The sequence below is a fragment of the Rhodococcus sp. LB1 genome (assembly GCF_001583455.1).
In the GTDB taxonomy this organism is placed as follows: domain Bacteria; phylum Actinomycetota; class Actinomycetes; order Mycobacteriales; family Mycobacteriaceae; genus Rhodococcus_F; species Rhodococcus_F opacus.
The window spans coordinates 1-13036 of sequence record NZ_LTCZ01000428.1 but is presented as its reverse complement, the minus strand read 5'-3'; the positions used below and the strand labels follow the sequence as shown (position 1 = coordinate 13036).

At 68.2% G+C, this 13036-nt stretch carries 14 protein-coding genes and 1 pseudogene; 9 read left to right on the top strand and 6 right to left on the bottom strand.

Annotated features, from left to right (window positions below):
* A pseudogene (locus AZG88_RS44630) lies at nucleotides 1-260 on the top strand (hypothetical protein); the annotation flags it as partial.
* Nucleotides 257-1105 carry an alpha/beta fold hydrolase gene (locus AZG88_RS44625; protein ID WP_061701282.1) on the top strand — a complete coding sequence of 283 codons (849 nt, stop codon included), beginning with the start codon at nucleotides 257-259 and terminating at the stop codon, nucleotides 1103-1105. The pseudogene AZG88_RS44630 and the gene AZG88_RS44625, both read left to right, overlap by 4 nt.
* On the opposite strand, the gene AZG88_RS44620 is transcribed toward AZG88_RS44625, so the two are convergent.
* Nucleotides 1073-1636, bottom strand: a complete 564-nt coding sequence (locus AZG88_RS44620; RefSeq protein ID WP_005252892.1) for a TetR/AcrR family transcriptional regulator — start codon at nucleotides 1634-1636, stop codon at nucleotides 1073-1075. The genes AZG88_RS44625 and AZG88_RS44620 overlap by 33 nt on opposite strands.
* 40 nt (nucleotides 1637-1676) lie before the next feature.
* Between AZG88_RS44620 and AZG88_RS44615 the strand changes: the two genes are divergently transcribed.
* Entirely contained in the window at nucleotides 1677-2930 is a 1254-nt protein-coding gene (locus tag AZG88_RS44615) for a KasA/KasB family beta-ketoacyl-ACP synthase (protein WP_061042769.1), read from the top strand.
* A gap of 64 nt (nucleotides 2931-2994) precedes the next feature.
* Nucleotides 2995-3342 (top strand): helix-turn-helix domain-containing protein, encoded by a 348-nt coding sequence (locus tag AZG88_RS44610; RefSeq protein WP_005252894.1) that lies wholly within the window; start codon nucleotides 2995-2997, stop codon nucleotides 3340-3342.
* Nucleotides 3343-3351: 9 nt separating this feature from the next.
* Here AZG88_RS44610 and AZG88_RS44605 read toward each other — a convergent pair whose 3' ends face one another.
* Nucleotides 3352-3936 carry an ATP-dependent Clp protease proteolytic subunit gene (locus tag AZG88_RS44605; RefSeq protein ID WP_005252895.1) on the bottom strand — a complete coding sequence of 195 codons (585 nt, stop codon included), beginning with the start codon at nucleotides 3934-3936 and terminating at the stop codon, nucleotides 3352-3354.
* A 4-nt stretch (nucleotides 3937-3940) separates the two neighbouring features.
* Nucleotides 3941-4549 carry a ClpP family protease gene (locus AZG88_RS44600; protein ID WP_005568279.1) on the bottom strand — a complete coding sequence of 203 codons (609 nt, stop codon included), beginning with the start codon at nucleotides 4547-4549 and terminating at the stop codon, nucleotides 3941-3943.
* Between the two features lie 303 nt (nucleotides 4550-4852).
* Here AZG88_RS44600 and AZG88_RS44595 point away from each other — a divergent pair, with 303 nt between their 5' ends.
* A complete protein-coding gene (locus AZG88_RS44595) occupies nucleotides 4853-5533 on the top strand; it encodes an arsenate reductase/protein-tyrosine-phosphatase family protein (RefSeq protein ID WP_005252897.1) in 681 nt (226 codons plus the stop codon).
* Here the strand turns inward: AZG88_RS44595 and AZG88_RS44590 are convergent.
* Genes AZG88_RS44590 through AZG88_RS44580 form a run of 3 tightly spaced genes read right to left on the bottom strand, consistent with a single transcriptional unit; the run spans nucleotide 5517 to nucleotide 8654 of the window.
* Nucleotides 5517-6674 carry a sulfotransferase family protein gene (locus AZG88_RS44590; RefSeq protein WP_005252898.1) on the bottom strand — a complete coding sequence of 386 codons (1158 nt, stop codon included), beginning with the start codon at nucleotides 6672-6674 and terminating at the stop codon, nucleotides 5517-5519. The two genes, AZG88_RS44595 and AZG88_RS44590, sit on opposite strands and share 17 nt — an antisense overlap.
* A gap of 19 nt (nucleotides 6675-6693) precedes the next feature.
* Complete coding sequence (locus AZG88_RS44585) at nucleotides 6694-7491, bottom strand: SDR family oxidoreductase (protein WP_025432986.1); 798 nt, start codon at nucleotides 7489-7491, stop codon at nucleotides 6694-6696.
* Complete coding sequence (locus AZG88_RS44580) at nucleotides 7488-8654, bottom strand: hypothetical protein (RefSeq protein ID WP_061042768.1); 1167 nt, start codon at nucleotides 8652-8654, stop codon at nucleotides 7488-7490. Before AZG88_RS44580 ends, AZG88_RS44585 begins: the two co-directional genes overlap by 4 nt.
* Before the next feature lie 93 nt (nucleotides 8655-8747).
* Between AZG88_RS44580 and AZG88_RS44575 the strand changes: the two genes are divergently transcribed.
* The 4 genes from AZG88_RS44575 to AZG88_RS44560 all read left to right on the top strand — a co-directional run.
* The gene (locus AZG88_RS44575) at nucleotides 8748-9671 is read left to right on the top strand and encodes a helix-turn-helix domain-containing protein (protein WP_061701281.1); all 924 of its coding nucleotides are present in this window, start codon (nucleotides 8748-8750) and stop codon (nucleotides 9669-9671) included.
* A gap of 120 nt (nucleotides 9672-9791) precedes the next feature.
* On the top strand, nucleotides 9792-10709 hold the full coding sequence (cysD, locus tag AZG88_RS44570) for a sulfate adenylyltransferase subunit CysD (RefSeq protein ID WP_005252902.1): 918 nt from the start codon (nucleotides 9792-9794) through the stop codon (nucleotides 10707-10709).
* Complete coding sequence (gene cysC / locus AZG88_RS44565; protein ID WP_061042767.1) at nucleotides 10709-12559, top strand: adenylyl-sulfate kinase; 1851 nt, start codon at nucleotides 10709-10711, stop codon at nucleotides 12557-12559. Before cysD ends, cysC begins: the two co-directional genes overlap by 1 nt.
* Nucleotides 12549-13036: inositol monophosphatase family protein (locus AZG88_RS44560; protein ID WP_331712325.1), on the top strand; the 488-nt coding region annotated here is incomplete at its 3' end. The genes cysC and AZG88_RS44560, both read left to right, overlap by 11 nt.

The window sequence follows — 13036 nt, the reverse complement described above, 5'->3', positions numbered from 1 at the left end:
CCGATCTGGTCGTCATCGATCCGGCGGGTCTGGACGCCACCGTGGACGGATTGTTCGAGGCCGAGGTCCCCGAGTACGGCGGTCTGCGCCGGATGGTCAACCGCAGCGACGGCGCTGCGGTCGCGACGGTGATCAACGGCAGGCTCGTCTACCGCGACGGGGAGTTCACCGGCGGGTTCGGCGTCACCAAGACGGGACGGTTCCTCCGCGCCGGTGCGTCGGCCGCCGACCGCGGCGAGCGTGAGACGGCCGTCCGATGAGCGGCACGGAACGGATCGGCACGTTCACCCGGGACGGGCTCGTGTTCGACGTCCGCGACGAGGGCCCGATCGACGGCACGCCGGTGGTGCTGTTGCACGGATTTCCGCAGGACTCGCGCTCGTGGGACGAACTGGCGCCGCTGCTGCACCGGCGGGGATTCCGCACTCTCGCGCCCGACCAGCGCGGCTATTCGGCCGGGGCCCGGCCCCGCGCCCGCTGGGCGTACCGCGCCTCGGAACTGGTCGCGGACGTCGTCGCGCTCATCGACCAGGCGGGCCTCGGTCCGGCGCATGTCGTCGGGCACGACTGGGGCGCGGCGGTGGCCTGGGGTCTCGCGGCGGAACGGCCCGACCGGGTCCGCACGCTCACGGCGCTGTCGGTGCCGCACCCGGCGGCGTTCGTGCGGGCGATGCTCACCAGTCGCCAGATCCTGAAGTCCTGGTACATGTTCGCGTTCCAGCTGCCGTGGATTCCGGAGCGGGTGATCGCCTCGGACGGTTACGGCTACCGGGCGCTGCGCGCCAGCGGTCAGTCTGCGGACGGGGCGAAGCGCGACCTCGAACCCATGCGCGACCGGACGCGAGCCCGGGGCGCCCTGAACTGGTATCGGGCCATGCCGTTCATCGCACCACGATCGGCGTCCCGGAAGGTCCGGGTGCCCACGCTCTTCGTGTGGAGCGACGGCGACACGGCGATCGGGCCGGTAGGTCCCGAGCTGACCGCACGCTTCGTCGACGGCCCGTACGCCTACGAGGTGTTCCGCGGCGTGAGCCACTGGATCCCGGACGAGGCGGCCGAGCGCGTCGACGAACTACTCGGCAACCACCTGCTCGATCAGTCGTGACGCCGATCGATCCGTCCGCGCCACGTCGCCGGTGACCAAGCGGTCGAGGAGGATTCCCCGCAGCCCGGACACCGCGACCGTCGCATTCTCGCGGGCATCCGGAGCGGAGATCCCGCACCGGATCATCGCGTCGGCGACGGCGTCGATCAGCGTATGGATGGCCGAGGTGGCGAACTCGGCGAACGGGCCCCGCTGCACGCTCGCCACCCCCATCACCTGCAACAGAATCTTCGTGCTGACCGACGACTCGCCCTGGGTGGTCGACGTCCACAGCTCCGCGAGACCCGCACGCAGCCCGTCCCGGTCCGAGACTTCGGAGAACAGGGACGAGAAGCCGGGATGCTGCGTCGCCAGAGCCTGGACCAGCAGCTCCTCCTTGGTGCCGAAGTAGTAGATGAGCATGCGTGAGCTCGTGCCCAGTGCGGCGGCGAGCGGCCGGAGCGACAGGTCCGCGAGTCCGTGTTCGGCGATGTAGCCGACGACGTCGGCGAGGAGCTGCGCGCGCTTGGCGTGGTCGAGGGGGCGGGCCATGCGGTTGACTGTAGCGGACGGTACAGGTATTCATGACGGCATGACTGTAACGACTGCTTCAGAAATGCGGGATACCGGACGCCCGGTGGTGGTCACGGCGTTCGCCGCCATCACGTCGATCGCCGACGACGTCGACGGCACGTGGGAAGGGTTGTTGCGCAACCGGTCCGGAATCGGTGTGCTCGACGAGCCGTTCGTCGACCATTACGACCTTCCCGTCCGGATCGGTGGCAAGCTCACGGCGCACCCGGCCGAGCACCTGTCACGCGTGGAGCAGCGCCGCCTGTCGTTCGTCGAGCAGAGCGCCCTCGTCCTCGGCCGGCGCGCCTGGGCGAGCGCGGGCTCACCCGACGTCGACGGCGAGCGGCTCGCCGTCGCGATCGGCACCGGACTGGGCGGCGGGGACGCCCTGGTCGGCGCCGTCGACGCGATGCGCGCGAACGGGTACCGCAAGGTCTCGCCGATGTCCGTTCCCATGGTCATGCCGAACGGTCCCGCCGCCACCGTCGGGTTGGAGATCGGCGCGAAGGCTGGGGTGTTCGCGCCCGTGTCCGCGTGTTCGTCCGGATCGGAGGCGATCGCGCACGCCTGGCGGCTGATCGCCACCGGCGAGGCGGACGTGGTGGTGGCCGGCGGGGTCGAGGGGCAGATCGATGCGGTGCCCATCGCGAGTTTCGCGATGATGCGCGCGATGAGCACCCGCAACGACGAACCCGCACGGGCATCGCGGCCGTTCGACCGGGACCGGGACGGATTCGTGTTCGGTGAGGCCGGCGCGGTGCTCGTGCTCGAATCCGAGGAACACGCGAGGTCTCGCGGCGCGGAGATCCACGGCAGGATCCTCGGAGCCGGAATCACCTCGGACGCTCACCATATCGTCGCACCCGATCCGCAGGGCGCCGGAATTGCGCGCGCCATGCGGAAGGCGCTCGACACGGCGGGACTGAGCGGCGCGGACGTCGATCACGTCAATGCCCACGCCACCTCGACGTCCGTCGGCGACGCCTCCGAGGCCACCGCGATCGCCGCCGTCGCCGGGCAGGCATCGGTGTACGCACCGAAATCGGCACTCGGGCACTCCATCGGCGCGGTCGGAGCCCTCGAGGCGATCCTCACCGTCCTGACGGTGCGCGAACAGATCGTCCCGCCGACCCTCAACCTCGACAACCAGGACCCCGCCATCGACCTGGACGTCGTCGCCGGGTCGCCCCGCCGTCAGCGCATCGACTATGCACTGAGCAATTCGATCGGTTTCGGCGGGCACAACGTCGCGCTCGCCGTCGGGCGGTACTGATCGGCTGTCCGCTGTCGGTGAACGCCACTCCGTCCGGGTGCGTCGTCTGGAAGACTCCGAAGGTATGGAAGCTCAGCGCAGACTGACGCTGGTGACAGCCGCTCCCGAGCAATCACGGGAGGAGCCGCTGGTGCGTGAGCTGTACGGGCGAGTGCTCCGCGAAGCCCGCCGGGACCAGGATCGGAGCCTCGAGGACGTCGCCGCCGCCGTCGGCATGTCGAAGCAGTACCTCTCCGAGATCGAACGCGGGAAGAAGGAGCCGTCGTCGGAAATGCTGCGCGCAGTGTGTGGCGCGCTCGGTCTGCCGGTGGAACACCTGCTGTTCCGGTCCGGGCGCCGGCTCGGCGCGACGAACCGGAACCCGGCGACCAGGAGCCCGAACCGGCAGGTGCCCACGCTGCTCGCCGCCTAGCGCCTTCCGTCAGGCCGCGACGAGCGTATCGGCCAGGCCGTAGTCGATCGCTTCCTCGGCTGTGAAGATGCGGTCCCGGTCGGTGTCCCGCCGCAGGCGCTCGACGGTCTGACCGGTGTGTTTGCTCAGGATCGCCTCGGTCTGCGAACGGACCCGCATGATTTCCGCGGCCTGAAGCGCCAGGTCGGAGATCGTGCCGTTGCCCTGTGTCGACGGTTGGTGCAGTAGCGTCCGGGAGTGGGCCAGGACGTGGCGGTGTCCCTTGGTTCCCGCCGCCAGGAGCACGGCGGCGGCGGATGCGGCCTGACCCATGCAGTACGTGGCGATGGTCGGTCGGAGGAACTGCATCGTGTCGTAAATTGCGAGCATCGCCGTCGTGGAGCCGCCGGGCGAATTGATGTACAGCCCGATCTCCTGATCGGAACTGTCCGCCTGGAGGTGGAGCAGCTGTGCCATCACGACATTGGCGACTCCGTCGTCGATCTCGGTGCCCAGGAAGACGATCCGCTCGTTCAGCAGTCGGCTGAAGATGTCGAACGACCGCTCGCCTGCCGGGGTGCGCTCGATGACGTGGGGAATGGTGTATTGGGACATGGCTTCACAATCCAATTCTCGGGGCGGTGGTGTGCGGGGCGATCTCGGCGAACGAGGACACGACACGGTCGACGATCCCGTAGTCGCGGGCCTCGTCGGCGGTGAACCACCGGTCCCGGTCGCTGTCCTCGGCGATCTGCTCGACCGGATGCCCCGTCTCGGCGGCGAGGATCTCCTGCGACTGTCGTTTCATCCGTTCGAGGCTCTCGGCCTGGATGGCGATGTCGACGGCGGTGCCGCCGATGCCCGCCGAGGGCTGGTGCATCATGATGCGGCTGTGCGCCAGACTGATCCGTTTGCCGTGGGTGCCCGAGCACAGCAGTACCTGGCCCATGCTCGCGGCGAAACCCATGGCGACGGTCACCACGTCGTTGGGAACGAGCTTCATCGTGTCGTAGATGGCCAGGCCGGCGAAGACGGAGCCGCCCGGGGAATTGATGTACAGCACGATGTCGCGTTTGGGGTCGGCGGCCGCGAGCAGCACCAGTTCGGAGCAGGCCCGCTCGGCCATGGCGTCGTCCACCTCGCCGGTGAGGAGGATCGTGCGCTGGCGAAACAGTCTGTCCGCCAACAGGTCGCGGTAATTCAGGTCGGGTAGTGCGGCTGTGGTCATGCCTTCATTACTACCGGCGCGCCGGTGCCGGACCGGCAATTGTCTGCTGTGGGCAGACGACCTGCGCCGGGAGGTTCGGAAACCCGGCGACGGTGCCGCACCCACCCGGAAATGTGACGTAGATCGCGTACGTGGCGACACTCCGGCGTCGATCGCCGTGAACTGGGCGTTCGTGATTCGAGGTGGCCACGAGGAATCCAGTGGGTGAACGACTCACCAAGGGTAGGTGAATGTCGGAAACAGACCGCTCGGCCAGTGGAATTGCCCGCGCGCGAAGGCGAACTCGCTGGTTAGGGTGCCCTCATGCACGTTCTGTTCGTCTGTAGCGGGAACGTCTGCCGCTCACCGATCGCAGAGCGGCTGACGCACGCGTACGCGCTTGCCCACGGTCTGCCGCACCTCACCGCGGAGAGCGCCGGTGTCCGAGCCCTCGTGGGCTTTCCGGTCGAACCCGTCGCCGCCCGCGTCATCGAAGGCCTCGGCGCGAGCGCCGACGGGTTCCGAGCGCGTCGCCTGCGGCCAGAGATGATCAAACGCGCCGACCTCGTCCTCGCGATGACCGAGCAGATCCGGGACCGTTCGATGGAACTGCTCCTCGGGACGAGCCACTGCACGTTCACGCTTCGCGAGGCTCGCCGGATCGCCACCGACACCGGTGCCCGCACCGTCGCCGAACTCGCCGTCGCCCGAAGGGAGTACGGCGAGATCGACGATGCGAACATCAGCGACCCCGTCGGCCTCGGCGAGGCAGCGTTCGCGCAGGTGGGAGATCGGATCGCCGCCGAACTGATGCCGCTGCTCGACACACTCGACCTCGGCAGCGGCACGAAACGGGAACCCGAGCCGGAGCCCGAGCCCGAGCGCGAACCCGAGCCCGGACCGCGGCCGTCTCCGGTCGTCCACCTGCCGCTGTCGCCCAGGCCGCTGATCGCGGCGCGGGCGGCGTCGTCGATCCTCGACTATCCCGTCAGCTGGTCGCGCTGAACTGATAGTTCGCGAATCTCTCGTCCACCTGCTCGGCCGTGAGCCCGAATTCCTCGAGCGTGTACTTGTGGGAGGGGCGGCGGTCGCCGCTGCGACTTTCGGCGTGCATCGCCTCCATCGCCGACTGGGCCGAGGCGCTGAGTTCGAGCCCGAAGTGCGTGTAGACCCCTTCGACGGTGCCGAGCGGATCGGCCACGAAATCGTGGTAGTCGACGTCGATGAACTGAGCGGGATCGTGCCGGGTGCGCGCGGCGGTGAACTGCTCGAGCCCCCGGGCCCACAGCTCGAGCTGGCTCTCACCGATGACGCTGCCCCGGAACTTCTCCGACCACCCTTCCGTCGCCTGTTCCGCCAGGCTGCACACCGACGGGACGATCGTGCGCGGCGGCCGGTGGGTCTGGATGATCAGGGCGTCCGGATAGACGGCGAGCAACTCGTCGAGCGCGAACAGGTGGCTGGGGTTCTTCAGCACCCAGCGGCGGTCCCGATCGGGAAGCCCGATCAGCTGCAGGTTCTTCTTGTGCCGCTGATAGGCGTTCGTCCAGTCCTGGCCTTCGAGCCAGCGGGAATATGTCGGGAGAGACGCCAGGCACTCGTAGGAGATCGACTTGAACGTCTGCCGCAGCAGCTGCCAGCACTCCTCGACTTCGCTCGCCGACATGTAGTGCACGCCCATGAACTCGGGGCGTTCGATGTGGTGGCGGCTGAAACCCTCCTCGATCTTCTGGAACACGGGATTCGATTCCCAGGTCTCGCGCGGCGGACGGGGTTGGGGCATCTCGGTCAGCCACATCTCCAGGCCCTGATGCGACGGGTCCGCGGTGAGCAGCCGGTGCAGCGCCGTCGTCCCCGTGCGGGGAAGCCCGGTGACGAAGATCGGCCGCTCGATCCGCACGTCCGCGTGCTCGGGGTTCTGCTTCCACGCCGCCTCGCTCAGCAGCCGCGCCACCAGGGCGCCGCGGAGGAACACCCGGGACACCTTGCTGCCGAGCGGGGTCAGCTGCTCGTCGACGTGGTACGAGTCCAGCAGGACGCCGAGGGCCTCGGTGTAGTCGTCCACGCCGAAGTCGGTGAGGCCGGTCAGGCGGGTGGCCGAGGCGTGAAGGTCCTCGACCGTGCCGACGGTGGTGCGCTCGCTCATGATGCTCCGGTTCTCGTCGCTAGTGATGGAATTCGCCGCAGTTGACGTCGAGGCACTGGCCGGTCACGGCGCTCGCCAACGGTGAGGCCAGGAAGATCACGGCGTCGGCCACTTCCTCGGTTGTGGGGAGCCTTTTCAGATCGGTGTTCGCGGCGGTGTGTTCGTAGATCTGCTCGACGGTCGTCCCGTACTTCTCGGCCTGGTGCGTGAAGTACTGCTTCAACGTGTCTCCCCAGATATAGCCGGGAGCAACGGAATTGACGCGGATTCCCTGTGGTCCCAGTTCCGTGGCAAGCGACTGCGACGTCGCGAGCAGGGCGGATTTGGCCATCTTGTAGCTGCCGTACCGTTCCTGGGAGTGCCGGAGCACCATCGAATTGATGTTCACCACCGCTCCGTTCGCGTCGGCGAGTGCAGGGGTGAACAGCTGTGTCAGCCGCAACGCCCCGAGCACGGTCAGCTCGAAACTGCTGCGGATGTGGTCGAATTCCGTGCGGGCCAGTGGTTTCATCGACGGAACCGAGAACGCGTTGTTGATCAGCACGTCGACCTTGCCGTACGCGTCGACGGCCGCGGACACCAGATTCTCGGCCGATGCCTGATCCGTGATGTCGGTCGGGACGGTGACCGCGCGTCGGCCGACGGCGATGATCTCCTTGGCCACCTCGTCGAGACGCGACGCGGTGCGGGCGGCCAGCACCACGTCCGCGCCGGCGTCGGCGCAGCGGACGGCGAGGGTCCGGCCCAGGGCCGGTCCGACGCCGGAGATGACGACCACCTTGTCCTGCAGGAGTTGCGGAGTAGTCACCGCGCTCACCCCAGCATCCGGTCGGCGACCGCGGCCTGGCGTGCGGCGATGCGTTCGGCGAAGTCCTCGGGCGAGATCTTGTTGGAATCATAGAACGGCAGCGTCCGATGGATCTCGTCGAACTTCACGACCTCGATGCGGGGACCGTCGTCCGGGGTCAGTTCGCGGGAGACGCGCTGCCAGCGGAACTGCAGGTAGCCGCGGAGGTGCCCGATGGTGGCGATCCAGTTGGCCACGCCGGGATTGCGCTCGCTGACGACGAGTCGGATGTGGTCGTCGGGATCCACCTGCGACTGGACGACGTTCAGCGAGGTCTGGTGGTTGACGTAGTCGAGGGAGATGTACCACATGCTGCCCAGCTGAAAACCCTGGTAGGGCACGTCGGCTTTCGGGACGGTGATGACGATGGCCTCGTCCTCGGCGAGTTCGTAGTGCCCGACGGACGAGTACTGCGTGGCGAGGCCGCCCGGCGTCAGCCGCGGTTCGGTCATCGTGTTCACCGGCAGGTTCAGATAGAACCACTCCGGGAACTGCAGCCACGTCTTCACCCGGGAGACCAGGGCTGTGCCCGCGCGGGCGTAGCGCTTCTCGACGGCTTTCCGCGTGAGCGGACCCGGAGCCGTACCCGTCGTATCCGCCCTGGCGATGCGGATGGTGCCGCGATGCTGACTCCAATCGCTGTACACCTCCCGGACCACCAGTTGCGACGAACCCGGTGCGAGGGTGAAGTAGTTACGCCTGCCGGCGCTCCCGCCGGGCCCGAACCGCACCTCGAACGAGCCGTCGGAGGCGATGTCGATCTCCCGGTCGTCGAACGCGGTGACGCTGCCGGGAACGTGTGCGGCCGTGTAGTTTCCGCTCAGCACCTGGAAGCTCAGGTCCGCCGTGGTGCCGCGCCGCCCGGTGACCACGTATTCGACGTCGTCGTCGATCCGCGCGCCGAAGTACAGGGTGTCGGGGTTGTCGAGGCCCATCTTCATGTACGGGCCGGTGCCCGAGATGAACGTCGGGTGCGACCGTTCGGTGGCCCAGGCTGCGTGCGTCGTGGCGAGAATGCCGCCGGCGAGGTACTGGTAGCCCTCCAGCAGATCCTGTTCGGTGCGGATGTGGGGGGCGCTCTCGATCAGTTTCTCGGCCTCGGCCATGGCGTCGGCGAATGGGTCGGTCAGCACACCGTGCTCCTCACGATGGGGGTGGTACAAATATGTACCTGCGTGGTAGAACATTGATGAACCGACAATAGAACGTGTTCTAAGGAGTGGTCAATGGGACACGAGAACGAGACGCCCGACAGGGCGCAGGGCCGACGGTCGCCGCCTACCGAACGTGTGGTGCAGGTGCTCGACTTCCTGGTGGCGCGCAAGGAGCACCGCTTCGGTTTGTCGGAGCTGGCCCGGCAACTCGATATCAGCAAGCCCACCTGCCTGGGAATCCTCACCGAACTGGCCCGCGGCGGCTATCTCGTCCGGGATCCCGACACGAAGACGTACGGCCTCGGGCCTGCACTCATCGCGGCCGGCCGCGCGGCGCAGCAAGGATTCGCGGCCGGCCCGGTGGCGCGCACGCATCTCGCCGTACTCAGTGAGGAGTTCCGGACCACGTGCACGGCGTCGGCGGTGGTCGGCGACCGTATCGCCGTCCTGGAGCTGACGAGTCCGCCCGGTGTCCGGGCGGCCGCCAAGGTGGGGGAGATGTACCCGTTCGCGCCGCCCGTCGGCCTGATGTACGTGCTGTGGGACGGCGACGACGCGCTGCAGTCGTGGTTGCGCCGGGAGCCGACCCTGCCGGTGCGCCTCGACCGCGACCGGTTGCGCACCGTGGTCTACGAGTGCTCCCGCACCGGGTATCTCGTGGAGACGCTCACTCCCGTCGGTCAGCGCCTGCACACGCTCATGGCCGGGGTCGCCGCGCACGACCTGCCGCCGGAGTTGCGCGACGTGCTCGGTGAGATGGTGTCCAGCCTGGGGGAGCGGGTCTACCTGGACGCCGAGCACGCGGACCCCGCCGCACCGCACCCCGTCAGCCTCATCGCCGCGCCGACGTACGACGCCGAGGGCCATCAGGCCATGGTCCTGACGCTCTATGTCGGCACCGAACTCGCGCCGTCCGACATCGCGCGGCGAGGCAAGGCTCTCGCCGCGGCGGCGGATGCGATCACGGCGGAGGTGGGCGGCCGCCGGCCGCGGTGACGAACGGGCATTGACCGCAATCTGAAACACGTTCTATTCTCGGAGGTGCAATCATTTTCGACCGAGCTGGTCCAAATATGGACCAGTGACCGGTAAGGCACTCGCGACGAGGAATCGCCCATGACCGCACCGCCCGTGTACGAGTTGTCCCACCTCGGCGCGCTCGAAGCCGAAGCCGTGCACATCTTCCGAGAAGTGGCCGCCACGTTCGAGCGTCCGGTTCTGCTGTTCTCCGGCGGCAAGGACTCGGTGGTGATGCTCCACGTGGCCGCCAAGGCGTTCTGGCCCGCACCTCTCCCGTTCGCCGTCATGCACGTCGACACCGGCCACAACTTCGACGAGGTCATCGAGTTCCGCGACCGGACCGTCGACCGCCTCGACCTGCGGATGGTGGTGTCCAGCGTGCAGGACGACATCGACGCAGGCCGCGTCAGCGAGGAGACGGGTCCGCGGGCCAGCCGCAACCGGCTCCAGACCACGGCGCTGCTGCGCGGGATCCGGGACAACGGATTCGACGCCATCTTCGGCGGCGCCCGCCGCGACGAGGAGAAGGCCCGCGCGAAGGAGCGGGTGTTCAGCTTCCGCGACGAGTTCGGGCAGTGGGATCCGCGGGCGCAACGCCCCGAGCTGTGGAGCCTCTACAACGGCAGGCACCGCAAGGGGGAGCACATCCGGGTGTTCCCGCTGTCGAACTGGACCGAACTCGACATCTGGCAGTACATCAGCGAGGAGAAGATCGAACTGCCGCCCCTGTACTACGCGCACCGCAGGGAGGTCGTGCCCCGCGACGGAATGCTGTTGGCGCACACCCGGTTTCTGACCCTGCTTCCCGGTGACGAGCCGTACGAGGCCCTCGTCCGCTTCCGGACCGTGGGCGACGCCACGTGCACGGGCTGCGTCGAGTCGTCGGCAACCACCGCCGAGGCCGTGGTCACCGAGGTCGCCGCGAGCAGGCTGACCGAGCGCGGGGCCACCCGGGCCGACGACCGGATCTCCGAGGCCGGTATGGAGGATCGCAAGAAGGAAGGGTACTTCTGATGCCGCAGTTACTCCGGGTCGCGACCGCGGGCAGCGTCGACGACGGCAAGTCCACCCTGATCGGCCGGCTGCTGTACGACTCGAAGGCGATCTTCGAGGATCAGCTCGAGGCAGTCGAACGCACCAGCCGCGAACGGGGCGACGAGCACGCCGACCTGGCACTGCTCACCGACGGTCTGCGCGCCGAACGCGAGCAGGGCATCACCATCGACGTCGCGCACCGCTACTTCGCCACACCGCACCGCAAGTTCATCATCGCGGACACCCCGGGGCACGAGCAGTACACCCGGAACATGGTGACCGGTGCGTCGACCGCCGACCTGGCCCTGATCCTCGTCGACGCCCGCAAGGGGATCCTCGAGCAGACGCGCCGCCATGCGTTCATCGCCAGCCTCCTCGGAATTCCGCACCTCGTGCTGTGCGTCAACAAGATGGATCTCGTCGGGTGGTCCGAGGACAGGTTCGAGGAGATCAAGGAGGAATTCCGGCAGTTCGCGATCAAGCTCGAGGTCCACGACCTCACGTTCATTCCGGTGTCGGCACTGCGCGGCGACAACATCGCGCAACGCACCGTCAACATGCCCTGGTACGAGGGAGGGTCGCTGCTGCACTACCTCGAGCAGGTGCACGTGGCCTCCGACCGCAACCTCATCGACGCGCGGTTCCCGGTGCAGTACGTGGTCCGGCCGCAGCGCCAGACCGATTCCGCGCTGCACGATTTCCGCGGGTACGCAGGCACGGTCGCCAGCGGCGTGTTCAAGCCGGGCGACGAGGTGGTGGCACTGCCGTCCGGATTCACCTCCACCGTCAGCGCCATCTGGGGTCCCGGCGGAACCCGCCTCGACGAGGCGTTCGCACCGTCGGCGGTGTGTGTGCAGCTCGCCGACCAACTGGACGTGAGCCGCGGAGATGTGCTGTGCCGCCCCAACAACCGTCCGCTCGTCGGGCAGGAACTCGACGCGATGGTCTGCTGGTTCAGCGAACAGTCCTCGCTGACACCGGATGCGCGGTACACGCTGCTGCACACCACCCGCGCCACCAGGGCGTCCGTCGTGCGGCTCGACTACCGTCTCGACGTGAACACCCTGCACCGCGACGAGTCCGCACAGTCGCTCTCGCTCAACGAGATCGGCCGTATCCAATTGAGGACGTCGCAGCCGCTGATGTTCGACCCGTACCGCCGCAACCACGTGACGGGCAGTTTCATCCTGGTGGACGAGTCGACCCACAACACCGTCGCCGCCGGCATGATCACCGGGCCGACGCTGTCGCGTTCCAAGGTGGTGTGGCACGCCGCGGCCGTCTCGCGGGACGAGCGGGCGACACGAGGTCGCACGGTGTGGCTGACCGGGCTGTCGGCGTCGGGAAAGTCGACGGTCGCGGTGGAACTCGAGCGGCGCCTGGTCGCGGCCGGGGTGCCCGCCTACCGGCTCGACGGCGACAACCTGCGTCACGGTCTCAACGCCGACCTCGATTTCAGTGCGGAGGACCGCGCCGAGAACGTGCGCCGCGTCGGCGCCGTGGCACAACTGCTCGCCGACTCCGGGGTGGTCGCGATCGCGTCGCTGATCAGCCCGTACCGCGCCGACCGGGACCGCGTCCGCGAGCAGCACCGGGCCGCCGGGCTCGACTTCGTCGAGGTGTTCGTCGACACGCCGGTGGAACAGTGCGAGGCGCGGGACCCCAAGGGCATGTACGCGAAAGCCCGCGCGGGGGAGATCACCGGATTCACCGGGGTCGACGACCCGTACGAGGCCCCGGAGAACGCCGAACTCGTCCTCCGGCCCGGGGACGGCACGCCGACCGAACAAGCCGAGAGAATTATGGAATTGTTGAGACGTGATCACTGACGCACGACTCGCGGCCGACATCGCCTCCGGTGCCGGTGCCCTGCTGCTGGACATCCGCACCGCGGGACTCGGATCGGCGGACGGGCGTGAACTGGGCAGGCGGGGCGACGTCGCCGCCGACGCGTTCATTCTCGGCAAGCTCTCCGCGGAGCGACCCGGCGACGCGATTCTCTCCGAGGAGTCGGCCGACGACCGGTCGCGGCTGGAGAGTTCGCGGGTGTGGATCATCGACCCGCTCGACGGTTCCAAGGAGTACGGACTGCCCGGGCACTCGGACTGGGCCGTGCACGTCGCGCTGTGGGAACGCGGTCGGGGCATCACGGCGGCAGCGGTCGCGCAACCGGCACTGGGTGCCGTGTATGCCAGTGACGACGACAGCCATGCGGTGCATACCGAACAACTCCCGGCACGACCACGGATCGTCGTGTCCGCCAGCAGGCCGCCTGCCTTCGTCGACGCCGTCGCGACGGAGATCGG

What these genes read in the sequence shown, in the direction of transcription:
- cysC (WP_061042767.1), top strand. Translation starts at nt 10,709, where the DNA reads ATGCCGCAGTTACTCCGGGTCGCGACCGCGGGCAGCGTCGACGACGGC.
- AZG88_RS44620 (WP_005252892.1), bottom strand. Translation starts at nt 1,636, where the DNA reads ATGGCCCGCCCCCTCGACCACGCCAAGCGCGCGCAGCTCCTCGCCGAC.
- AZG88_RS44600 (WP_005568279.1), bottom strand. Translation starts at nt 4,549, where the DNA reads ATGACCACAGCCGCACTACCCGACCTGAATTACCGCGACCTGTTGGCG.
- AZG88_RS44610 (WP_005252894.1), top strand. Translation starts at nt 2,995, where the DNA reads ATGGAAGCTCAGCGCAGACTGACGCTGGTGACAGCCGCTCCCGAGCAA.
- AZG88_RS44595 (WP_005252897.1), top strand. Translation starts at nt 4,853, where the DNA reads ATGCACGTTCTGTTCGTCTGTAGCGGGAACGTCTGCCGCTCACCGATC.
- AZG88_RS44615 (WP_061042769.1), top strand. Translation starts at nt 1,677, where the DNA reads ATGACTGTAACGACTGCTTCAGAAATGCGGGATACCGGACGCCCGGTG.
- AZG88_RS44575 (WP_061701281.1), top strand. Translation starts at nt 8,748, where the DNA reads ATGGGACACGAGAACGAGACGCCCGACAGGGCGCAGGGCCGACGGTCG.
- AZG88_RS44605 (WP_005252895.1), bottom strand. Translation starts at nt 3,936, where the DNA reads ATGTCCCAATACACCATTCCCCACGTCATCGAGCGCACCCCGGCAGGC.
- AZG88_RS44625 (WP_061701282.1), top strand. Translation starts at nt 257, where the DNA reads ATGAGCGGCACGGAACGGATCGGCACGTTCACCCGGGACGGGCTCGTG.
- cysD (WP_005252902.1), top strand. Translation starts at nt 9,792, where the DNA reads ATGACCGCACCGCCCGTGTACGAGTTGTCCCACCTCGGCGCGCTCGAA.
- AZG88_RS44590 (WP_005252898.1), bottom strand. Translation starts at nt 6,674, where the DNA reads ATGAGCGAGCGCACCACCGTCGGCACGGTCGAGGACCTTCACGCCTCG.